Source organism: Pseudomonas sp. (assembly GCF_030698175.1).
GTDB lineage: Bacteria > Pseudomonadota > Gammaproteobacteria > Pseudomonadales > Pseudomonadaceae > Aquipseudomonas.
The window spans coordinates 54,455-77,225 of sequence record NZ_JAUYNT010000029.1; the positions used below are offsets into that span (position 1 = coordinate 54,455).

The following is a 22,771-nucleotide window of genomic DNA, read 5'->3' on the forward strand; positions in this document are numbered from 1 at the left end:
CCAAAAGGTTGATGCTAAGGAGTTGCAGTGGCTGTTAGAGGGCTCATCCATGACATTGATTTAACATAATATACATTATGCGAAGTTATTGACGCCCAACTGAACGCGCTTTTACGCGCTGCGTAATTTCAAGCCCTCGGACACTTCGCATAATGTACGTTATGACAAATTGCTCGCTGTTTGCCTATGGTCGCGAGCCTTGCCTCTTGCGCTGATCCTGCTGCTGGTGTGTCTCAAGCTGGCTGCTTCGCCAACCACCACCCAGTGCAGCGATCAGCTGCACGCTGGCAGTCAGACGGTTGCCGAGTAATGTCAGGGCCGTGCGTTCGTTGCCCAGGGTGCTGGTTTGCACGCTGACCACGCTGTTGTAATCGATGGTGCCGGCTTGATATTGGTTGCTCAGCAGTTGCAGCGATTCGCGGGCTGAGTTGACGGCGTGTTGCTGAACCTGGGCTTCTTGCGCTAAGACTTGCAGCTGTCCCAGGGCGTCTTCGACTTCGCGAAAGCTGTCGAGCACGGTTTGTCGGTACTGGGCGACGGTCTGCTGATAGCCGGCCTCGGCGCTTTCGACTTGGGCGCTGCGGGCGCCGCCGTCGAACAGGGTCAGTGCCAGTTGCGGGCCAATCGACCAGACCCGGTTCGGCACGCTGATCCAGTCGGCATAGCTGCTGTTGTTGTAGCCACCGCTGGCAGACAGGCTCAGGTCTGGATACCAGGCGGCTTCGGCGACGCCAATCTCGGCGTTGGCGGCGATCATTTTGCGCTCGGCGCTGGCGATATCCGGGCGACGTTCCAGTAACTGTGACGGCAAGCCCAGCGGAATATCCGGCAGGCTTGGCAGCTCTTTACGGGCGGCAATGCTGAACTCGCTGGGCGCCACGCCAACCAATACGGCGATGGCGTTTTCGAACTGGGCACGCTGCCATTGCAGGTCGATGGCTTGCGCTTGGGTGCTGTACAGCTGGGTGCGCGCCTGGCTGACATCGGACTTGGCGACGATACCTGCCTGGTACTGATTTTCGCTCAACTTCAACGCTCGGGCGTAAGCGGCGACCGTGGCATCCAGTAGCCGGTTTTGCTCATCCAGCACACGCAATTGCAGATAACTTTGCGCCAGCTCTGACTGCAGGCTCAGCTGCAGGGCGGCTAAATCGGCGGCGCTGGCTTGAAAGCTGGCATCGCTGGACTCCAGGCTGCGGCGCAGTTTGCCCCAGACATCCAACTCCCAGGCGGCGTCCAGGCTCAGGTCATAGCTTTTCGAAACGCGCGCGGCATTGGCTCCGCTGACGTTGATGCCATCGCTGGTGCTCGGGGTGCTGTTCCCTCCTCCCTGCCCCGCACGCTTAACCCCGGCGCTGCCGGACAGGGTTGGATAGAAGCCGGCGCGGGCTTTGCCCACCAGTGCCCGGGCTTGCTCATATTGGGCTTGGGCCGCCGCCAGGTTTTGGTTGGAGAGATTCAGCCGGCCAATCAACTGATTTAACTCGGCATCGCCATACAACTGCCACCAGGCGCCGCGCAGCACAGCGTCGGCCGGTGCGGCGGTTTTCCAGCCGGCGGCCTGTTTAAACTGCGTCGATTGCGCGGATTCTGGCCGTTGATAGTCCGGCCCGACCGCACAGCCGCCGAGCAATAACACGGCAAGCGCCAAACGAGCCATGTGCAGGCGGCGCAGCGGATACGGGTTCATAGCTGATTCTCCAACGGCAACGGCCTGGCGCGACCATGCCAGCGGCGCAAGGCCCAATGCCTGCGGCGGTCGTGGATGTTAAGGAGTAGGTAAACCTTCGGCGTGGCAAGGCACAGACTCTGCATAGTTATGGCAGCTCCAGCGGCAATGGTTTGGCGCGGCCATGCCAGCGGCGTAAGGCCCAATGCCTGAGGCGGTCGAGATAGAGGTAAACCACCGGCGTGGTGTACAGGGTCAGCAGTTGGCTGCCGATCAGGCCACCGACGATGGTGATGCCCAGTGGCCGGCGCAGTTCGGCGTCGCCGTCGGTGCCAAACAGCAAGGGCAAGGCGCCGAGCAGCGCGGCCAGGCTGGTCATCATGATGGGGCGAAAGCGCTTCACGCAGGCCTCCAGAATCGCCTCGCGCGGGCTCATGCCCAGGCGCCGCTCGGCATCCAGGGCAAAGTCGATCATCAGGATGGCGTTTTTCTTGACGATGCCGATCAACAAGATGATGCCAATCAACGCAATCAGCGACAGCTCGGTGCGGCACAGCAGCAAGGCCAGCAAGGCGCCAACCCCGGCCGACGGCAAGGTGGAGATGATGGTCAGCGGGTGCACATAGCTCTCATAGAGCATGCCCAGCACTATATACACCGCCAGCAAGGCGGCCAGAATCATCACCGGCATATCGCTTTGAGTGTCTTGGGCAGCCCCTGCGGTGCCGGCAAAACTGGCTTGCACGGCAACCGGCAGATGCAGCGGCTGCAAGGCCTTGAGGATGGCGGCCTGAGCGGTTTCCAGCGGTATGTCGGTGGCCAGATTAAAGCTGAAAGTGGTGGCGGCAAACTGGCCCAGGTGATTGACCGCCAGCGGCGCGTTACTCGGCTCAATCCGAGCAAAGGTCGAGACCGGCACCCGCGCGCCGTCGCTGCTGATTACATACACCTGCTCAAGAATATCCGGGCTGCTTTGGTAGGCCTGGCCGACTTCCATCACCACCCGGTATTGATTCAGCGGGTTGTAGATGGTCGAGACCTGGCGCTGGCCAAAGGAGTTATTCAGCAGCGCGCTGATCATCTCGATGTCGACGCCATAGCGGGCGGCGGTAGTGCGATCAATCACCAGGCGGGTTTGCAGGCCTTTGTTTTGCTCATCGCCGCTGACATCGACCAACTCTGGCAGCTGGCGCATGGCCGCTTCGACTCGCGGGGTGGCGGCACGCAGCTGGTCAAGGTCATCACTTTTCAGGCTGAACTGGTACTGCGCATTACCCTCGCGACCGCCGATGCGCAGGTCTTGCCCTGGGTTCAAATACAGAGTCGCCCCCGCTACCTTGGCCAATTCTTTACGCAAGCGGCTGGCCACCACTGGCATGGGTTCGCGTTGGTCGATGGGTTTCAGGGTGATAAAGAACGAGCCGGTGTTGGCGCCGCCGCCACCCGAGCCGCGCCCGCCGCCGCCACTGAAACCGGCCACGTTAGCCACCGCCGGATCGGCGGCCAGAATCTGCCGAAACTGCCCGAGTTTTTCTTGCAGGGCCTGAAACGAAATACTCTGATCGGCCACCGCCTGGCCGCGTAAACGACCGCTGTCCTGCTGGGGAAACAGGGTCTTGGGCACTATGGCGAACAGGTAAAAATTCAACACTATGGTCGATAGCAAAATCACCAGCATCAACCGCGAATGGTCCAGCGCCCACACGAGGCTCGCGCGATAGTGCTGCGCCAGTTGCGCAAACAGCCGGGCAAAACGCCCCTCGCTTTGCACCTCGGCCGCCGCTGGCTCGCTCTGCAGCACTTTGCCCTGCAGCAGTTTGGCGCAGAGCATCGGCGTCAGGGTCAGCGACACCAGCAGGGAGATCAGCACCGCCGCCGACAGGGTCACGGCAAATTCGCGAAACAACCGGCCGGGAATGCCGCCCATCAACAGCAACGGAATAAACACCGCCACCAGCGACAGGCTCATCGACAACACGGTAAAGCCCACTTCACTGGCGCCCTTGAGCGCTGCCGCCAGTGGAGACTCGCCCTCCTCGATGCGCCGGGCAATGTTTTCCAGCATGACGATGGCATCGTCCACCACAAAGCCGGTGGCAATAATCAGCGCCATCAACGACAGGTTGTTCAGGCTGAAATTGCACAGGTACATGACCACGAAGGTGCCAATCAGCGAGACCGGCACCGCCACGCTGGGGATCAAGGTGGCGCGGGCATTACGCAAAAAGGCGAAGACCACCAAAATGACCAAGGCCACCGAGACCATCAGGGTGAACTCGGCCTCGTGCAGGGAGGCGCGGATATTCGGGCTGCGATCATCCATGACCTTGAGTTTGACCGCCGGCCCGAGGGTCTCGCGCAGCGCCGGCAACAAGGCATGAATGGCATCGGTGGCGGCGATGATATTGGCCGCCGGCTGGCGGGTAATAATCAGCAAGACTGCCGGCAAGCCGCCGGAAAACCCGGCGTTGCGCACGTTCTCCACCGAGTCGCTGACCTCGGCCACATCGCCCAACCGCAGCACCTGGCCGCCATTCAAGCTGTTGTGGCGAATGATCAGCGGGATAAATTCGGCGGCGCTGCGCAGCTGATCATTGCCATCGATTTGCCAGTGCTGGCTGCCCTGCTCCACCGCGCCCTTGGGGCCGTCGCTGTTGGCATCGCTGATGGCTTGGCGCACGTCATCCAACGCCAGGCCATGTTGATTGAGGGCATCCGGATTGAGGTCAACCCGCACCGCCGGCAGCGAGCTACCGCCGACGCTGACTTGGCCAACGCCTTCGGCCTGGGCGATTTTTTGCGCCAACACGGTGGAGGCCAGGTCATACAGCTGGCCGCGACTCAAAGTATCGGAGGTCAGCGACAGAATCATGATCGGCATGTCGGCCGGGTTGGCCTTGCGGTAACTGGGGTTACGCGGCATGCCGGTCGGCAGCAGGCTCATGGCGGTATTGATGGCGGCCTGCACCTCGCGGGCGGCGCCGTCGATATTGCGCTCTAGGTCAAACTGCAGCACCACCTGGGTGTTGCCCAGGGTGCTCGACGAGGTCATCTCGACTATCCCAGAGATCCGTCCCAGCGCCCGCTCCAAGGGTGTGGCCACGGAGCTGGCCATGGTCTCGGGGCTGGCGCCGGGCATGGCGGCGTTGACCACTATGTAGGGGAAGTCGACCTGCGGCAGCGGCGCTACGGGGAGCAAACTAAACGACAAACCGCCCGCCAGCAGCAGCGCCACAGTCAGCAGCAAGGTGGCGACCGGGCGCCGGATAAACACCGTGGAAAAGCTCATGGCGCTCCGTCCACCGCTATCGCATTACCCCCGTAGGGTGGGTTAGCCGCGAAGCGGCGTAACCCATCATGCCGCGCGCTGGGGTGCGCGATGCAGTGATGGGTATCGCTGCGCTCAACCCATCCTACGAGGCGCCATCCTACCGGGCCGCTCACGCTTGCACCTGCGCCGCATCAGGCTGGCTAAAGCGCCGCGCCAAACGGTCGAAGGCCAGGTAAATCACCGGGGTGGTAAACAGCGTCAGCAGCTGACTGAGCAGCAAGCCGCCGACCAGGGTAATCCCCAGCGGTTGACGCAATTCGGCGCCGGAACCAGTGGCCAGCATTAGCGGCAAAGCGCCGAGCAAGGCCGCCATAGTGGTCATCAAAATCGGCCGAAAACGCAGCAAACAGGCCTGGTAAATCGCCTCCTGCGGGCTTTTGCCGGCGTTACGTTCGGCCTCTAGGGCAAAATCGATGATCAAGATGGCGTTTTTCTTGACGATGCCGATCAGCAAGATGATGCCAATAATCGCCACCATGCCCAGCTCCTCGCCGGCCAGCATTAACGCCAGCAACGCACCAACACCGGCCGACGGCAAGGTGGAGAGAATGGTGATGGGGTGAATAAAACTCTCGTAGAGAATCCCCAGCACTATGTACATGGTCACAATCGCCGCCAGAATCAGCAGCAAGGTGTTGCCCAAAGAGGCCTCAAAGGCCAGGGCGGCGCCGCGAAAACGGCTGTTGGTGCTTGGCGGCAATTGCAGCTCGGCCTGCACCCCACGAATCGCCGCGACCGCAGCCCCCAGCGAGGTGTCCGGCGCCAGGTTGAACGACAGGGTGGCGGCCGGGAACTGGTCGCTGTGATTGATCGCCAGCAGGGTCGAACGCTGCTCGGCCTTGGCCAAACTGGACAAGCGCACCTGGGTGCCGTCGCTGCTAGGCACATAGAGTTGCTCCAGCGCCTGCGGCCCTAATTGGAAGGGCGCGGCCACTTCCAGTACCACCCGGTATTGGCTGGACTGGGTAAAGATGGTCGAAATCAGCCGCTGACCAAAGGCGTTGTACAGCGCGTTATCGATTGAGGCCAAGCTCACCCCCAAGCGTGCGGCCTGATCGCGGTCGATCTGCAAATAGGCTTGCAGGCCTTGATCCTGCAAGTCGCTGGCAACATCGGCCAGCTCCGGCAATTGCTGCAAACGCTCAACCAGTTTCGGCACCCAGTAGCGCAAATTCTCTTGATTGGGGTCTTCCAGGCTGAACTGGTATTGGGTGCGCGTAATGCGGTCTTCGATGCTCAAATCCTGCACTGGCTGCAGGTACAGCTTGGTCCCCGGCAGCTGCGCCAGTTGCGGCTGCAAGCGACGGATCACCTGTTGCACGCTGACATCGCGCTCAGCAAAGGGCTTGAGGTTGATCAGCAAACGGCCGGTATTCAAGGTGGCGTTGCTGCCGTCCACGCCGATATAGGACGACAAACTGGCCACCGCCGGATCGCGCAAAATCAGCTCAGCCAATTGTTGTTGGCGCACCGCCATGGCCTGAAACGACACCGACTGCGGCCCCTCGCTGATGCCCTGAATCACCCCGGTGTCTTGCTCGGGGAAAAACCCTTTAGGGCTGAGCATATAGAGCAGCACGGTCAAGCCCAGGGTGCCGACAGCCACCACTAAGGTCAGGGTTTGATGGCGCAGCACCACCTGCAAGGCTCGCGCGTAGTGGTCGATCATCCGCTCGATAAACTGCCCGCTGGCGCGGGCAAAACGGCCCTGCTCGGCCTCGGGTTTGTGCCGTAGCAACTTGGCGCAGAGCATTGGCGTCAGGGTTAAGGAAACCACCGCCGAGATCAAAATCGCCACCGCCAGGGTGATGGCAAATTCGCGAAACAGCCGCCCCGCCACATCGCTCATAAATAGCAGCGGAATCAACACGGCGATCAGCGACAAGGTCAGGGAAATAATGGTGAAGCCAATCTGCCGCGAGCCTTTCAGCGCGGCGGTCAGGGGCGAGTCACCCTCCTCCAGGTAACGGCTGATGTTCTCCAGCATGACGATGGCGTCATCGACCACAAAACCGGTGGCAATGGTCAGGGCCATCAGCGTCAGGTTGTTGATGGAAAACCCAGCCAGGTACATCACCCCGAAGGTGCCAATCAGCGACAGCGGCACCGCTAAGCTGGGGATCAAGGTGGCCGAGGCATTGCGTAAAAACAAGAAGCAGACCATCACCACCAGGGCAATCGACAGCATCAGCTCGAATTTCACACTGGCAATTGCCGCGCTGATGCTGGTGGTGCGATCGGTCAGCACCTGCACCTCCACGGTGGCCGGCAGGCTTGCCTGCAATTGCGGCAGCAAGGCATTGATGCGCTCGACCACGGCCAGCACATTGGCGCCGGGCTGACGTTGGATATTTAAAATCACCGCTGGGGTCAGATTGGCCCAGGCGGCCAGGCGCAGGTTCTCGGCATCGTTGTCGACGCTGGCCACATCTTGCAGGCGCACGGGGGCGGCGTTTTTGTAGGCGATCACCAGCTGGCGATAGTCTTCGGGTTTCTCCAGCTGGTCATTGGCGTCCAGGCTGGAGGCGCGGTTGGGGCCGTCGAAGCTGCCTTTGGGGCCATTCAGGTTGTTGCGGGTGACGGCGCTGCGCAGGTCTTCCAGGCTCAGGCCGTAAGACGCCAAGGCATTCGGGTTAGCGCGGATGCGTACCGCCGGGCGCTGACCGCCGCCAATACTGACCAGGCCGACGCCGGATATTTGCGATATTTTCTGCGCCAGGCGGGTGTCCACCAGGTCCTGAATCTGCGCCAGCGGCAGGCTGTCGGAGACGATTGCCAGGCTCATGATGGGTGCATCGGCCGGGTTAACCTTGCTGAACACCGGTGGAGTCGGCAGGTCTTTCGGTAGCAGGCTGGCGGCCACGTTAATCGCCGCCTGCACGTCTTGCTCGGCCACATCCAGATTGGTCGCCAGGCTAAAACGCAGGGTCAGCAGCGAGGCGCCACCGGAGCTGCTGGAGCTCATTTCAGTTAAGCCGGCGATCTGCCCAAACTGGCTTTCCAGCGGCGCGGTGACCGTCGAGGTGATGATTTCCGGGCTGGCGCCGGGATACAGGGTGACCACCTGAATGGTTGGGTAGTCGACCTCGGGCAAGGCCGCCACCGGCAAAATCCGGTAGGCAATCAAACCCGCCAGCAGAATGGCCACCATCAATAAAGTGGTGGCCACCGGCCGTAAGATAAACAGCCGTGACGGGTTCATGGTTTAGTGGCAGTGGGGAGTTGGGAGTGGGCAGTAGGGGCTGGGGATGCGACCTTGACCTGCATATCTTCGCGCAAACGGTCGACGCCTTCGGTTACCACCCGCTCACCAAAGCTCAGGCCGCTGAGCACTTGTAACTGTTCACCACTGGTGGCGCCGGCGCTGATATTGCGCAGGTGCACCTTGTCGCTGTCATCCAGCACATAGACGAAACTGCCCTGGGTGCCGCGCTGCACCGCGTTCGCCGGTATCACTAGGGCATCGTGCAGGGTTTGCGCCAGCAAGCGCACATTGACGAACTGATTGGGAAACAGCGCTTTATCGCCGTTATCGAAACGCGCCTTGAGTTTCAGGGTGCCGGTGCTGATGTCGATCTGGTTGTCGAGGGTGGCCAGCACGCCCTCGGCCAATTGCAGGCTTTGGTTACGATCCAGGGCCACCGCCGGCAAGGGCTTGCCAGTGGCCATTTGCTGGCGAATCAACGGCAGCTGCTGCTCGGGCAGGCTAAACACCACTGCGATGGGTTTAACCTGGGTAATCACCACTATGCCGGTGGTATCGCCGGTGCTGATCAGGTTGCCGACATCGACTTTACGCAAGCCCAAGCGGCCGCTGATCGGTGCGCGAACCTCGGTGAATTGCAGGTTGAGCTTGGCCTGATTGACCGCCGCCTGATTGGCTTTGAGGGTACCCTGGTATTGATTGACCAGCGCCAATTGGGTGTCGAGGGTCTGTTTGGCGATGGAGTCCTGGGCAAACAGTCCGCGGTAGCGTTCTAGGTCGATCTGAGCATTCATCAGCTGCGCCTGATCACGCTGCTGCGCCCCTTCGGCCTGCTCCAGGGCGACGCGAAAGCTACGTGGATCAATCAGCGCCAACAGGTCGCCGGCCTTGACCTCCTGGCCTTCTTCAAACAGCACCTTGAGCAACTCGCCATCGACCCGGCTGCGCACTATCACGGTGTTATAGGCCGTCACCGTGCCCAAACCATTGAAGTACACCGGCAAGTCGGTGCGTTGCACGGTGGCGGCGCTGACCAAAAAATCGCCGCCCACAGCAGCTTTTTTGCCTTCGCGCTCAACGGCGTTGGGCTTGGCCAATTGCTGTACCAATAGCAGCAAGCCAACCAGCACCAAGGCGCTGATCAGCCACGGCCGCAGAGTCAGAAATAGGCTGTGTTGCTTCGAGGTCGCGGGCATGGGTTTCACAGTGCGGGAATGTGCGCGCAACCTTAGGCATTTAGCGCCGCGAAGCAAAGCCTCTTTACCGGCTTTTTACTTACCGGGCATTTCAGGCCGGCAACAGCCGCCGACCGCCCCGCTCAGCCGCTGCCAAGCAAGTCAGCTGATATAGAGCTTGCTGGAGCCGGGCAATTGCTCAACCAACTGCCAGCCAAGCATCTGCGCCGGGGTGTAATAACCGCCAGCCGGCGGGTTAGCCAGTACGCACTGCACCACATGCACGGCGCTGTGAGCGGTCAACTCATAACCGTTATTGGTTTCAATTCGCGCCGTTTTAATCTGACCTTGGGCGTTGCGTACCTCGCCCCACACGGCAGTGCGCAGGGTTGCCCGTTGCGCAGCCGTGGGGCCCTTAACCCAACGGCCGATGACCGCGTTGAGCAGGCGCTGTAGCCAGGGCCAAGCGAATGCCGGGCGCAGCCCATCGAGGGCGCGCAGCAACTGAATCATGGGTTTTGGCGTTGGCACATACACGCTGATGGTGGCGATGCCGGTGCTGTAGAACGCCGTGACCACATCGCCCCAAGGAATGCTCATGGCCCATTTGGGGCCATAGCCAAAATCACAAATACGTTTCTTGTAGGCCGTTGGCACGCTGCGCAGCACGCCCTGCTCGCGCACTTTGCCGCCAGCGGCGAGATTTTCCAGCAGGGTTTTACTGGTGCCCGGGCTTAGGCCGCTGGCGGTATCAAAGCCCAGGCTCAACTCGATGGCATCCGGCATGGCCGCTTTAAGGGCCACGGCCAAGCAATCGGTGGGCACCACGTCAAAGCCGACTCCTGGGCAAATCACTATGCCGGCGGTTTGGGCCGTCTCATGCAGGCTGTGAGCGTGCTCAAAAACGCTGTATTCGCCGGTGATATCCAAATAGTGCGCACCTGCCGCCAAGCAAGCCTGCAACATGGGCGCGGCAGTGGCGGAAAACGGCCCGGCGCAATTAAGTACCAATTGCACATCGGCCAAGGCTTTGGCGCAGGCGATTGAATTGGATAAATCAAACTGGCGCACCGGCAAGCCGGTTTCCTCGCCCATGCGCCGAATATCGGCGCTGCGCCCAGCCAGGATCGGCTGCAGGCCAAGGCTCTTGGCGTGCAATGCAATCAAGCGCCCGGTGTAGCCGTTGGCGCCATAAATAAGCCAGTTTTTCATTGGGCGGTACTCACTGAGTGTTGGCGGGTTTGCCTTACGCAGGCGGCAATTAAATAGCCGAACTTAAAACACCAACGGCCCGCCAAGGCGAGCCGCTGGACTAGCTATGCGGAGTTACAGCAATACGGCAGTAGCGGCGGCATAGTCGGGTTCATTACCGATTTCGGCGACTAACTCGCTGTGCAGCACCTGGTCGTTTTCGTCCAGGACTACCACGGCACGGGCAGCAACGCCGGCCAGTGGACCGCTGGCGATGGCTACGCCGTAGTCTTGCAGAAAGGCGGCGCCGCGCATGGTCGACAGATTGACTACATTGGTCAGACCTTCGGCGCCGCAAAAGCGTGACTGGGCAAAGGGCAGATCAGCCGAAATACACAGCACCACGGTGTTGGCCAGCTTGCTGGTTTCAGCATTGAATTTGCGCACCGAGGTGGCGCAGGTTGGCGTATCAACACTTGGGAAAATGTTCAGCACTTTGCGTTTGCCGGCAAACTTGCTCAACGAAACATCGGCCAAATCGTTGCCAACCAAGGTAAAGGCCGGGGCGGTTTTGCCCGTCTGAGGAAGCGCGCCGGAGACTTGAACCGGATTGCCGTGCAGGGTTACTTGAGACATGGGAGTTCCTTTAAAGGGTCAATGGGAGGCCTAGTAAAACACGCCCGGATTAAAAATTGCCGCCAAAGTCAGATTTTATGCTGGGCAAAATATTGCCTCAATAACACCTTGAATAATGCGAGTTAAGCGCTGGCTTTAGCCAACATCTGTGGGCTTGGGTGAAACAATACGTGCTCAACGATAGGCCCGACGGCCACCTCGCCGATCTTGCTGTAGCCCTGGCGCTGGTAGAACTCCAGATAACGGCTATTGCCAGTGTCGAGTACTACGCCTTGCGAATGTGGGTCTTGCGCGCACCAGTCGTGCAGCACCGCCAGCAGTTGCTCACCCAGATGCTTGCCCTGAAATTCGGGATGCACGCCCATCAGTGGCAACAAGTGATGGGGGCCATCGGGTAAACAGGCGGTCACCGCCGCGTGATAGTCCAGATAGCGCCGCGTGCCGCGAAACCCTGCCGTCAGCAACATGCGCAGGCGCCAGCTCCAGCTTTCGGTAATTTCCAGGCGGCGCATGGGCGGTGCCACTAGCACTATCGCCGCCAGGCGGTCATCTATCAGCAAACCAATCGCCGGCAGCTCCTCGGCAAAGTGCCGCTGCACCAATTCGCGCACAGTGGCGCGCACGCGCTGGTCGTAGCCGGCGCGCTGGGCTTCAAATAAGTAGGCAAAAGTCGGTTCGTGGCGGTACGCGTGATACAGCAGGGAACGCGCCTCGCGGGCGTAACCGCTATCGAGCATTCGAACTTCAACGGGCGATGTGGGCATGGGACCTCTTATATGTTTTAGGTTATGGGTCTGTTCTGGCACGTTAGCACCGCAGCTCTGTGGCTGCCAGATAACTGGTCGGCCGCAGAGCAGATCGGCTAGCATCGCTACCACTAAAACCGAATCCCCAGGACCGCCCCCATGAAGATTGTTTCGTTCAATATCAACGGCCTGCGCGCCCGCCCCGATCAGTTAGCGGCGCTGATCGACAAGCACAAACCCGATGTAATAGGCCTGCAGGAAACCAAAGTCAGCGACGAGCAATTCCCCCTGGAGATGGTCGAAACGCTTGGCTATCAGGTGCATTATCACGGCCAAAAAGGTCATTACGGTGTGGCCTTACTGTCGCGTCAAGCGCCCCTCAGCCTGCATAAAGGCTTTGCCGGTGATGCCGAAGACGCCCAGCGGCGCTTTATCTGGGGCACCTTCGCCGATGCTGATGGCCAGCCCATTACCATCATGAATGGCTACTTTCCCCAGGGCGAAAGCCGTGACCACCCCACCAAATTCCCGGCCAAGACGCAGTTTTACGCCGACCTGCAAGCGCTGCTCGAAAGCCAGTTCCAGCCAACCCAGCCGCTGATAGTGATGGGCGACATCAATATCTCCCCCGAAGATTGCGATATCGGTATCGGCGAAGAGAACCGTAAACGCTGGCTGCGCACTGGCAAGTGCAGCTTCCTGCCCGAGGAGCGCGAGTGGCTGCAACGCCTTAAGGATTGGGGCCTGCACGACAGCTACCGGCAGCTCTACCCCGAGGTGAATGATTGCTTTAGCTGGTTTGATTACCGCAGCCGTGGCTTCGAGGACCAACCCAAGCGCGGCCTGCGCATCGACGTGATCATGGCCAGCACGGCGCTGCAAAACCGCATCCAGGCGGCCGGCATCGACTATGAACTGCGCGGTATGGAGAAGCCCTCGGACCACGCCCCGATCTGGCTGCAGTTGAGCTAGCCACGCGCGGGTAACGCCCGCACTAGAGCCATAACCGGCCAGTCGCTGTCATCTTTCGGTAACTTATCTGACTTAATCTGCGCAGCACGTTCCTCCCTAACCTAAGGTGCATGCCCGCATGCTGCGCAACCCGTCTACCACTGAACACGATACCTGGGGCCGCACCAGCGGCTGGTTGATTCTTGGCTTTCTCTGCTACGCCCTGCCTTGGCGGGTGTTCGCCGCCCTGCCCTTACCGCCCGAGGGACAACCGGCATTGCAGATCCAGGGTTCCAACACCATAGGCGCCAAGCTTGGCCCAGCCTTGGTTAAGGGTTTGCTGGAGGAACAAGGCTTTCAGGATGTGCGCATTGAGGCCGACAAGCTCGCCAATGAACAGCGCGTGTCCGGCGTTAACGCCGCCAAGCAGCGGGTATTTATCGAGGTGGCGGCCCACGGTTCAGGCACCGCTTTTGTGGCCTTGAAAGATGCCAGCGCGCAGTTAGGCGCCAGCTCTCGACCGATTAAAGCCGCCGAGGCCCAAGCCTTGTCGAGCCTGGGCGACTTTCACAGCGCCGCCGCCGAACACATCATCGCCATCGACGGTTTGGCCGTGATTCTTAACCAGCAAAACCCACTGGCCAGCCTCACCACCAGCCAGATAGCCCAAGTGTTTAGCGGCGAGATTAAAACCTGGGAGGAACTCGGCGGCAGCGGCGGACCTATTCATCTATATGCCCGCGACGACAAATCCGGCACCTTCGATACCTTCAAGGAACTGGTGCTGACGGCTAACGGTAAAACCTTGGCGACCAGCAGCCAGCGCTTCGAGTCCAGCGAGCAGTTGTCCGATGCCGTCAGCCACGACCCGCAAGGCATCGGCTTTATCGGGCTGCCCTATATTCGCCAAGCCAAGGCCCTGGCGGTGACCGATGGCGAATCGCGGCCCATGTTGCCAACCGCCACCCTGGTGGCGACTGAAGACTATCCGCTGTCGCGCCGCTTGTTTTTTTACAATCCGCCCAGCGCCAACAACCCCTGGGTGCAAGCCCTGGTGCAGTTCGCCCACAGCGACAAAGGCCAGGCGCTGGTCGAGAAAGTCGGCTTCGTGCCGCAGACGGTCAGCGCCGTTAGGGTTAATGCCAGCTCCAGCATGCCGCCGATCTACCGCGAACTGGCCCATCAGGCTCAGCGCCTGACCGTCAATTTTCGCTTCCAGCAAGGCAGCGCCAACCTAGACAACAAGGCCCTACGCGATGTTGAACGGGTGCTTGAATACCTGGATAAACAGCAGAAAACCCAGCACAAGGTGGTGCTGGTTGGCTTTGGCGACCCTAAGGTGGATGAGGCCCATGCGCTGATTCTGTCTAAATGGCGTGCCCAAGTGGTCCGTCGCGAGCTGACTAAGGGGCGGGTGATCATCGATAAAATCATCGGCTTTGGCGCCCAATTGCCGGTCGCCAATAACCAGGGCGACGAAGGCCGCAGCAAAAACCGCCGGGTTGAGGTGTGGGTTTACTAGGCCAAGCGCCGCGCACCGGCATAAAAAAGCCGAGGCCCGCTAGATGCGGGCCTCGGCTTTTCTACCTGTGGGTTTGGATTAGCGCCACCGGAGATTTAACGCGCCATATATTTTCCGATCTCAAACTTGCCAATCGCCCTGCGCTCGCAGCACTACCTGATGGCCTCATTGGTGATGCAGCAAACCGATATGGCCATGACCGTCACCTAAAGCTTTGCCCGCCGGCACGACCTGCATACGGTGGAGTTGCCGGTCAGCGCCGTGCCCGCGTAAGAAACCCACCTGTAGTGGCACGAAAGCACCGACCAAGATCCCGCCAACCGCTGGATGCGCGAACAACTGATCGAACTGGCGCAACTGCTGAGCAGCCAAGAGAAAACCGTGGCAACGCCTAAGGGTTAAAAGCTTGCTTCGCGGGTCTTTTTTAGAAAATCCGCTCCACACCAGCCCGGCACCCGCGGCAATTTCCCTGTAGGAGGGAATTTATCCGCGACTGGCCGGTGCAGACAACACCAGCACCAAGGCTAACGCCCTTTACTACGCCCCTTTAACGCTTGAGTGGTGCACCATTTTAGGTACACTTCAGGCATGACAGACATTCCTCCCATTCTTAGCGTTCGCTTTTTCCGCACCGATGCAGGCAACGAGCCGGTGCGCGAATGGCTGACCGACCTCCCGAGGGAGGCAAGAAGGCTGATCGGCACGGACATCAAGACCGTTCAGTTTGGCTGGCCCATCGGGATGCCGGTGGTGCGCAAACTCGACAGCGGCCTCTGGGAGGTTCGCACCAGCCTTGGCGACACCATCGCCCGCGTCATCTTTACGGTTGTAGGTACCGACATGGTGTTGCTCCACGGCTTCATCAAGAAAAGCCAGAAAACCCCGGCGGTTGACTTAAATACCGCCAAACAGCGCAAGGCAAGACTATGAGGTACAGCGTATGAACAAGCACATCGGTTCCAATTTCGACGACTTCCTTGCAGAGCAAGGCCTGGTAGAGGAAGTTTCCGCAGCCGCCCTTAAGCGCGTTATTGCGTGGCAGATTGCCGAAGCTATGAAAACGCAACACGTCAGCAAGAAGGCCCTCGCCGAGCGCATGCACACCAGCCGTACCGCCGTGGATCGGGCGCTCGACCAGAACGACGCAGGCATGACGCTAGCCACCTTGGCCAGCGCCGCCCGCGCCTTGGGCCGGCGCGTGGAAGTACGACTAATCCCTGAAGGCGACGCCGCTCACGCCTAAGGCAATCGATGGTTAAAGGGGGGGGGCGTAGTGATTTATGCCTAAAAATCGCTACGACCCCCTTTAAGACGCTACCTGGGTATCCGCAGGATTGTTAGCGAACTCACGCTTGCTTCGCGGATAAATCCGCTCCTACACAAGCCCGGCACCTGCAGAAGCTTTATTGGCTAGCCCCTGTAGGAGATCCCCCGTCGTCCAGACGCCGCGCTGTCGCGCAGCAAACTGGGGTTTGGGCTAGCGTTGAAGTGCGCGCGGGGCAGAGACCGTAAGCCGCACTGGTGTGACTGCACCCGCGTAGGAGAGTGGTCTGCACGGTATCGGCGTGGAGTCATTGTCGGCACAGCAAGCTGTGACCACGTATGGGAGAGTGAATCCTTTTTGCCGCCGTGTTCCCCGCATGTCTTGATCCTGAGAGTAGTAGTCGCACACACAACGGAAAGGTCTCCCGACCTTGCCATGCAATACTGCGCGAGACAGGTCGGGAATACAGGGCCAACAAATAATTTTATAAGAAAAAACAAGACCTTATATCTAGTTTGATGGGAGCGGATTTATCCGCGATTGGTCGGTGCAGACATGTCCCGCGTGGTTATTGGTTGGCAGTTCGGGCACCGCTGATGAGAGATGCGGGTTTCACCCATATATGGACTCCTCCCGTTTTGCCAGTGAAATGCGCATCTAACAAACCTAAGTACGATTGCTTCCGTATATCCGGCTTCTGATGAGGCATTTGTGGCCTCGAGCCCTGATGAATATCCGCTCATGTGCGCCTGATCGCCCTAACGGCCTTGCTTCGCAGGGGGCCTACGGGTACCGCTGGTTTTTACACATGCCGGCTCGACCGGTTCGTCATCAATGCATGTCACTGTGCAATCGTGGTGGATGCTCCTGTACGGTTCAACCTGCGTTTACTGCGGTGCCATTTGCTATCGGTGCTGCTGATCAACAAGGCTGATAGCTTTCGCCCTTGCTGAGGATCGCCCAGATGATCCGGGCATTCTTGTTTGCCAAGGCGACCGTGGCAATGTTGGTGTTGCGTCGACACTGCACTTGCTGCACCCAGAGGCTGCGTCGGTCAGTCTTGTTTTTACAGGCCCTGAGTGCCGAACGGGCGCCGTGGATCAGTATGGTGCGCAGGTAGGTATCGCCCTTCTTGCTGATCGACCCCAGCTGATTTTTGCCACCACTGGAGTGCTGGCTGGGGACCAAACCGAGCCAGGCCGCGAACTTCCGCGCAGTGCTAAATTGCTTCGCATCGCCCACCGCCGCCACGATCGCTGTGGCGCTGATCGGGCCGATGCCCTCACTTTCAGCAGCCGCTTGCAGCGCTCATCGCTGCGGGCCTGGTGCTGCAGCACTTTGTCGAACCCGGACAGGTGCTCATCAAACCCGTGCAGCTCGTCTTGCAACCCTCTGAGTAACTCGCGCATCTCGCCCGGAAAACCGTTGTCGGGCGTTTCCAGGGACTGCTGCAGTAACCGATGCGCGGCCGCAGCACCACGTTGGGCGATCACCAAACCAAACTCGCCGAGCAGCCCGCGAATCTCATTGACCAGCGCCGTACGCGCCCTGATCACCCGGCTTCTAATTCGGTGCAGCGACTGAGCGGCCTGTTGCTCAGCCGTTTTAACCGGCACGAAACGCATGGTTGGCCGGCTGGCCGCCTCACAAATCGCCTCGGCATCGTTGGCGTCGTTTTTACCGCTCTTGACGTACGGCTTGACGAACTGCGGTGCAATTTCGCTTAAGTTTCATTTGGACTTCTCCCTCTGGGATTGAGTGCTACACCTTCAGCCTGGCGCACTGACGCCGTAGGAGGGAGGAGTCCATTTCATTCTACGACTTCACGTTCATCGCTTTTTTTCGCTGCGCCCCAAGCCCTTGGTGCCGGCCTATTGCCATGGGTGAGGCGCTGGCGGCGCGCCCTGCGGGGACATTTAACCGCGGCTGAAAATGTTCGAATACGAACAGTCAGATTCAAGAACGAACGGTCACCAGCCTTTAGTTAGGCATGCACCTGATCGCTTAGCGCTGATACTTTAGGTAACAATTAGCAGCATGAATGTAGCGCAATAAGTTGCCGCCGGCTCAGCAAGGCCGCGCTCACGAAGCACTTCTCGCCGCCCCCTATTCTTCTACCAATACCCTGGTCATGCGCCAGAAGGAATCGCCATGCGCCTGTCTGCGCTGCTGTTGCCCCTGGTTTTTGCCTTACCCTTGATCGCCCAGGCGCAAACGGCTGAGCAGGTGGCCATTCGTGCGGACGACAATCTGCGCGGCTATGGCGATGTGCAGATGCAGCTGGAGATGACCCTGATCAGCCCCAGCGGCGAAACCGCTAACCGCAGCTTGCGGGTGCGCAGCCGTGAGGCCGACGCCGGCACCGATCAAACCCTGATGACCTTCGACACCCCGCGCGATCTGGCCGGCTCCGGGCTGCTCTCGCATAACCGGGCCAGTGGTGAAGACGAGCAGTGGCTGTACCTGCCGGCGGTGAAGCGGATCAAGCAGATCGGCGCCCGTAACAAGTCCGGGCCGTTCATGGGTTCTGAATTCGCTTTCGAAGATATTGTCACGCCCTTCTGGCAAAAGTTTCACTATCAGTCGCTGACTGAAGAGAGCCTGGACGGCCTGCCCTGTTTCACCCTGGAGCGGATTCCCAACGACAGTTACTCGGGCTATACCCGCCAGCGCCTGTGGATCGACAAGGAGCAGTACCTGATCCGCCGCATCGAGTATTTCGACCGCAAAAATGCCTTGCTGAAAACCTACAACGCCACGGATTTCCAGCAATACGCCGGTCAATACTGGCGGCCGGGGCAGATGCTGATGGTCAACCAGCAGACCGGCAAACAGACTCGCCTGCAGTGGCGCGACTTCAGCTTTCACGGCGGCCTGAGCGAGCGTGACTTCAGCCAGAACGCGCTGCTCCGTGTTCGCTAACAGGGCCAGTCGCCTCGCCGTCGCCCTGCTCGCTTTACTGCCCAGCCTGGCGGCCCAGGCACTGGAGCAGCGCTACGAGTTGAGTCTGGAACTCTGGGGTTTCGCTGACGAGGGCGCTCAGGGTCAGGCCCAGAGCGATACCTCGCTGAGCCTGCTGGGTGAGTTCTGGCACGACCTCGACAACGGTAGCGATCGCTTCGTCCTCAGTCCCTTCGTGCGGGGCGACAGCCGCGACGCCGAGCGCAGCCATTTCGATCTGCGCGAGGCCAGCTGGAACCATCTGGGCGATGGCTATGAGCTGCGCAGCGGGATTCGTCAGGTGTTTTGGGGCGTCACCGAAGGCGTGCATCTGGTCGACATCATCAACCAGACCGACCAGCTGGAAAGCCTCGACGGCGAGCAGAAGCTCGGCCAGCCGATGATCAACCTGGCGTTTGAGCGCGATCAGCAGATGCTCGATCTGTTTCTGCTCACCGGCGCCCGTGAACGACGCTTCCCCGATGCCGGCGGCCGGCTGCGTTTGCCGCTGTTGGTGGATGAGGACCTGGCCAGCTATGAGTCTGCGCGCGGCAACCACCGCCTGGATTTGGCCGCGCGCTGGCAGCTCAACCTGCCGGCCCTGCGCCTGGGCCTCAGCGGTTACTCCGGCACCGCCCGTGAGCCGGAACTGCTGCCGGTGGTTGACTACAGCCAGCTGCTGTTCAGTGACGGCCAGCTCAGCGGCTTCGCCCCCGGCTATGAACCGGTGCTGGCGCCCTACTACCCGCTGATTAATCAGCTGGGGCTGGACCTGCAGGTTACCCAGGGCGATCTGCTCTGGAAGCTGGAGGCGATCCAGCGCAATGGCGGTCTGGAGAATTACCAGGCCGCCGATGCCGGGCTGGAATACACCCAGGTCGGCGCCTTCGACAGCCAACTGGATCTGGGTTGGCTGGCGGAATACCTCTACGACAGCCGTGATGAGCGGGCCACCGGGCCGTTCGAGCACGACATTCTGCTGGGCTGGCGCTTGGCCTTTAACGATGCGGCCAGCAGCAGTCTGCTGACCAGCGTGATTGTTGATCGCGACAGCGGCGAGCGGCTGTTCAGCGTCGAGGCCGAGCGGCGGCTCAGCGATGAGCTGTTGCTGGCGCTGGAGCTGCGGGTGTTCGCCAATGGCAGCCAGCAGCCGCAGAGCGCCGTCGAGTTCCTGCGCAGCGCGGACCCGCAAAACAAGTTGCGGCCCTTGCTGCAGGACGATTTTTTACGCCTGGAGTTGAGTTGGTTTTTGTAGGGCTTTAGCTCGCCACGGGGCCTGAGGGTTGTGCTGTCTGCACCGGCCAATCGCGGATAAATCCGCTCCTACGGGACGTGGTCAGCCGGGGGAATAGGCCAGGTGTAGGAGCGGCCTTGGCCGCGAGAGTTGTGGTGCTGGATAGATCCAATCGCGGATAAATCCGCTCCTACGGGGCGTGGTCAGCCGGGGGAATAGTTGCAGCTGCGCAGCCAGATGTAGGAGCGGCTTTAGCCGCGAAGCGAACCAAAGGGCGCTGCAGATTCGGCAGAGATAACGCCGGTCGCGGCTAAAGCCCCTCCTACAAGGGGTGTGAGTCGCTGGAGGATTTTTGCAAGCAACACCAAAACGACCGGGCGTGCTTTGACGCTGCCGGTTCTGCCACCGCCCACCCATGCCAAGGGCCGCCCAGACGCTGCCTTAGTCACCTGAACCGCAAGAGGCTTTGAGATGAACCCTGATATCGACGCTAGCCTGGCAAAGCCGCGCCCTGCGGGCAGTTGGAGTGAACGGCAGATCGACAAGCTGTCGCGCTGGATAGTCGGCCATCCGCTGCTCTCCATGCTGTTCGGTTTGTTGCTGGTGGTTGCCGGTGCCGGCGGCTTGGGTGGTTATCACTATTCGCTGGATCATCGGGTGTTTTTCAGCGCGGAAAATCCGCAGCTGCAGGCCTTCGAGAAGCTGCACCAGGACTACGCGAAAACCGATGCGGTGATCATCGCCCTGGCGCCGCAAGCCGGTTCGGTATTCACCCGCGAGTTTCTCGGCGTGCTGCGGGACCTGACCGAAAAAAGCTGGCAGCTGCCCTACTCCCAGCGGGTCGAATCGCTGACCAACTTCCAGCATGTGCAGGTGGCGGGCGACAGCATCGAGACCGCCGATCTGGTGGCCGAGCCGGCCAAGCTGGACGCCGCCGCCCTGGCCGAGATCCGCCGCGCCGCCCTGGCCGAGCCATTCCTGGTCAATGCCCTGGTCAACCCCGAAGGCACTGTTGCCGGGGTGCGGGTGACCTTGAATATGCCGGGTATCGATCAGATCAAGGAAGTGCCCGAGGTGGTATTCGCCATCCGCGCCCTGGTCGCCGAGCTGCAAAAAGCCCATCCGGATATCGAGGTGCACCTGGCCGGGCAGACCATCGCCAACCAGGCCTTCCCGGAGGAATCCCAGGCCGATGCGGTGCGCGTCTGGCCCTGGTTTATGCTGACCATGATGCTGCTGTTGGTGTATTTCTTTCGCAGCGTCAAAGCCATGCTGGTGACCTTTGTCGCCTGCCTGCTGGCGGTGTTCGGCGGCGCCGGGGTGATCGGTTTCTTCGCCCCGACCATCAACGATTCGGTGATAGTGGCGCCGATCATGATTCTGTCCATGGCCTTCGCCGACGGCATTCATCTGGTGGTCAACTGGATTCAGGGCATGCACGGCGGGCGCGACAAACGCACGGCCATGGTCGACAGCCTGCGCGCCAATATCGGCGCCATGAGCGTGACCTCGCTGATGACTGCGGTGGGTTTTTTGACCCTGCATTTCAACGACTCGCCGCCGTTTCGGGTGATGGGCTATATAGTCGCCGCCGGGGTGATCTTCGCCCTGCTGATCACCCTGTTTATCACCGCGCCGCTGCTGGCCATATTGCCGGGCCAGGCACCGAAAAAAATCTCCCCGTTGATGAGCGCAGACTCGCCACAGATGGGCCGCCTGGCCGATTTTGTGATCAAGCGTCGCTACCCGATTTTCGCCACCCTGTTGCTGCTGGCGGGCCTGCTGATCAGCTGTGTGCCGCGCAATCAAATCAACGACGACATAGTCAAGTACTACACCCCCAACACCACCTTTCGCCAGGACATGGAGTTCGTCAATCAGCACCTGACCGGCATCGCCGAACTCAACTATTCGTTGCCGGCCGGCGGCCCCGAGCAAATCAGCGATCCGGCCTACCTGAAGACCGTCGATGCCTTCCAGCAGTGGCTGAAGACCCAGGGCGAGGTGACCCAGGTCAACTCCCTGGTGGACATCATCAAACGGATGAATCAGGTGATGCATGGCGACGATCCGGCGTTTTATCGCATCCCCGATTCCCGCGAGGAGATTGCCCAGTACCTGCTGCAATACGAGCTGTCGATGCCTTTTGGCATGGACCTCAATTACCTGATCCGCTTCGACCGCTCCGAGTCGCGGGTACGGGTCGCGGTCGGCACCTCCAGCGGGCAGCGGATCATCGCCGTGGATGCCGCCGCCAAGGCCTGGCTGCAACAACATGCGCCGGCGGCCATGCAGGTTGAAGGTGCCTCGCTGTCGCTGATGTTCGCCCATATCGGCGAGCGCTCGATCACCGGCATGTTCGGCGGCATGCTCGGCTCGCTGCTGATGGAATCGCTGTTCGTCATGCTGGTGTTCGGCGCCTGGCGTCTGGGGCTGGCCAGCTTTATCGGCAACCTGATCCCGATCGGCATGGCCTTCGGCGCCTGGGCCTTGCTCAACGGCAATATCGACCTGGGCCTGACCGTGGTGTTGGGGATTTCCTTCAGCGTGGTGGTGGACGACACCATCCACTTCATCAGCAAATACGAGCACGCCCGCAAGACCGGACTGGGGCCGGAAGACGCCATCCGCGCGGCCTTTCGCAACGTCGGCTTCGCCCTGCTGACCACCACTCTGGTACTCGGCCTGGGCTTCGCCTGGCTGGCCAACTCGGCGATCCAGATCACCGTGAACACCGCCGTGGTCATCGTCATCACCATCGCCTTCGCCATGCTGGTGGACCTGTTTCTGCTGCCGATCATCTTTCTGTTTATCGATAAGCGCGACATGTCTCTGGCGGTCGCCGCTGACAGCGCTGTACCGCCGGTAGCTCCGGCAGCCACTCCCTCAATTCCCTCCGTTTCCTGA

At 60.4% G+C, this 22,771-nt stretch carries 14 protein-coding genes and 2 pseudogenes; 8 read left to right on the top strand and 8 right to left on the bottom strand.

Annotated elements, in window-relative coordinates; all coding sequences use genetic code 11:
- Positions 1-184: 184 nt before the first annotated feature.
- The 7 genes from Q8R10_RS15620 to Q8R10_RS15650 form a co-directional block, all read right to left on the bottom strand.
- Complete coding sequence (locus tag Q8R10_RS15620; protein ID WP_305654773.1) at positions 185-1,690, bottom strand: efflux transporter outer membrane subunit; 1,506 nt, start codon at positions 1,688-1,690, stop codon at positions 185-187.
- A gap of 127 nt (positions 1,691-1,817) precedes the next feature.
- Positions 1,818-4,958, bottom strand: coding sequence for a multidrug efflux RND transporter permease subunit (locus Q8R10_RS15625; RefSeq protein ID WP_305654774.1), 3,141 nt, complete (start codon positions 4,956-4,958; stop codon positions 1,818-1,820).
- Between the two features lie 151 nt (positions 4,959-5,109).
- Positions 5,110-8,202, bottom strand: coding sequence for an MdtB/MuxB family multidrug efflux RND transporter permease subunit (locus Q8R10_RS15630; RefSeq protein WP_305654775.1), 3,093 nt, complete (start codon positions 8,200-8,202; stop codon positions 5,110-5,112).
- Positions 8,199-9,401 carry an MdtA/MuxA family multidrug efflux RND transporter periplasmic adaptor subunit gene (locus tag Q8R10_RS15635; RefSeq protein WP_305654776.1) on the bottom strand — a complete coding sequence of 401 codons (1,203 nt, stop codon included), beginning with the start codon at positions 9,399-9,401 and terminating at the stop codon, positions 8,199-8,201. Before Q8R10_RS15635 ends, Q8R10_RS15630 begins: the two co-directional genes overlap by 4 nt.
- Before the next feature lie 141 nt (positions 9,402-9,542).
- The gene (locus Q8R10_RS15640; RefSeq protein ID WP_305654777.1) at positions 9,543-10,592 is read right to left on the bottom strand and encodes a trans-acting enoyl reductase family protein; all 1,050 of its coding nucleotides are present in this window, start codon (positions 10,590-10,592) and stop codon (positions 9,543-9,545) included.
- Positions 10,593-10,706: 114 nt separating this feature from the next.
- Complete coding sequence (gene tpx / locus Q8R10_RS15645) at positions 10,707-11,207, bottom strand: thiol peroxidase (RefSeq protein WP_305654778.1); 501 nt, start codon at positions 11,205-11,207, stop codon at positions 10,707-10,709.
- 122 nt (positions 11,208-11,329) lie between these two features.
- Positions 11,330-11,971: an N-acetyltransferase gene (locus tag Q8R10_RS15650; protein ID WP_305654779.1), complete on the bottom strand. Its 642-nt coding sequence runs from the start codon at positions 11,969-11,971 to the stop codon at positions 11,330-11,332.
- A gap of 141 nt (positions 11,972-12,112) precedes the next feature.
- On the opposite strand from Q8R10_RS15650, the gene xthA reads away from it, so the two are divergent.
- From xthA to Q8R10_RS15675, 5 genes and pseudogenes are all read left to right on the top strand, one after another.
- A complete protein-coding gene (gene xthA / locus Q8R10_RS15655) occupies positions 12,113-12,925 on the top strand; it encodes an exodeoxyribonuclease III (protein WP_305654780.1) in 813 nt (270 codons plus the stop codon).
- 118 nt (positions 12,926-13,043) lie between these two features.
- Complete coding sequence (locus Q8R10_RS15660) at positions 13,044-14,426, top strand: phosphate ABC transporter substrate-binding/OmpA family protein (RefSeq protein ID WP_305654781.1); 1,383 nt, start codon at positions 13,044-13,046, stop codon at positions 14,424-14,426.
- A 132-nt stretch (positions 14,427-14,558) separates the two neighbouring features.
- A pseudogene (locus Q8R10_RS15665) lies at positions 14,559-14,828 on the top strand (LysR family transcriptional regulator); the annotation flags it as partial.
- A gap of 186 nt (positions 14,829-15,014) precedes the next feature.
- A complete protein-coding gene (locus Q8R10_RS15670; protein ID WP_305654782.1) occupies positions 15,015-15,356 on the top strand; it encodes a type II toxin-antitoxin system RelE/ParE family toxin in 342 nt (113 codons plus the stop codon).
- A gap of 10 nt (positions 15,357-15,366) precedes the next feature.
- Entirely contained in the window at positions 15,367-15,669 is a 303-nt protein-coding gene (locus tag Q8R10_RS15675; protein ID WP_305654783.1) for a Fis family transcriptional regulator, read from the top strand.
- Positions 15,670-16,611: 942 nt separating this feature from the next.
- Here Q8R10_RS15675 and Q8R10_RS15680 read toward each other — a convergent pair.
- Positions 16,612-17,408: pseudogene (locus tag Q8R10_RS15680) on the bottom strand (IS110 family transposase); the annotation flags it as partial.
- Between the two features lie 433 nt (positions 17,409-17,841).
- Between Q8R10_RS15680 and Q8R10_RS15685 the strand changes: the two are divergent.
- The 3 genes from Q8R10_RS15685 to Q8R10_RS15695 all read left to right on the top strand — a co-directional run bounded on the left by Q8R10_RS15685 (position 17,842) and on the right by Q8R10_RS15695 (position 22,771).
- Entirely contained in the window at positions 17,842-18,612 is a 771-nt protein-coding gene (locus Q8R10_RS15685; protein WP_305654784.1) for an outer membrane lipoprotein-sorting protein, read from the top strand.
- Positions 18,602-19,885, top strand: a complete 1,284-nt coding sequence (locus Q8R10_RS15690) for a hypothetical protein (RefSeq protein ID WP_305654785.1) — start codon at positions 18,602-18,604, stop codon at positions 19,883-19,885. The genes Q8R10_RS15685 and Q8R10_RS15690 overlap by 11 nt, the downstream gene beginning before the upstream one ends.
- A 450-nt stretch (positions 19,886-20,335) precedes the next feature.
- On the top strand, positions 20,336-22,771 hold the full coding sequence (locus Q8R10_RS15695; protein ID WP_305654786.1) for an RND family transporter: 2,436 nt from the start codon (positions 20,336-20,338) through the stop codon (positions 22,769-22,771).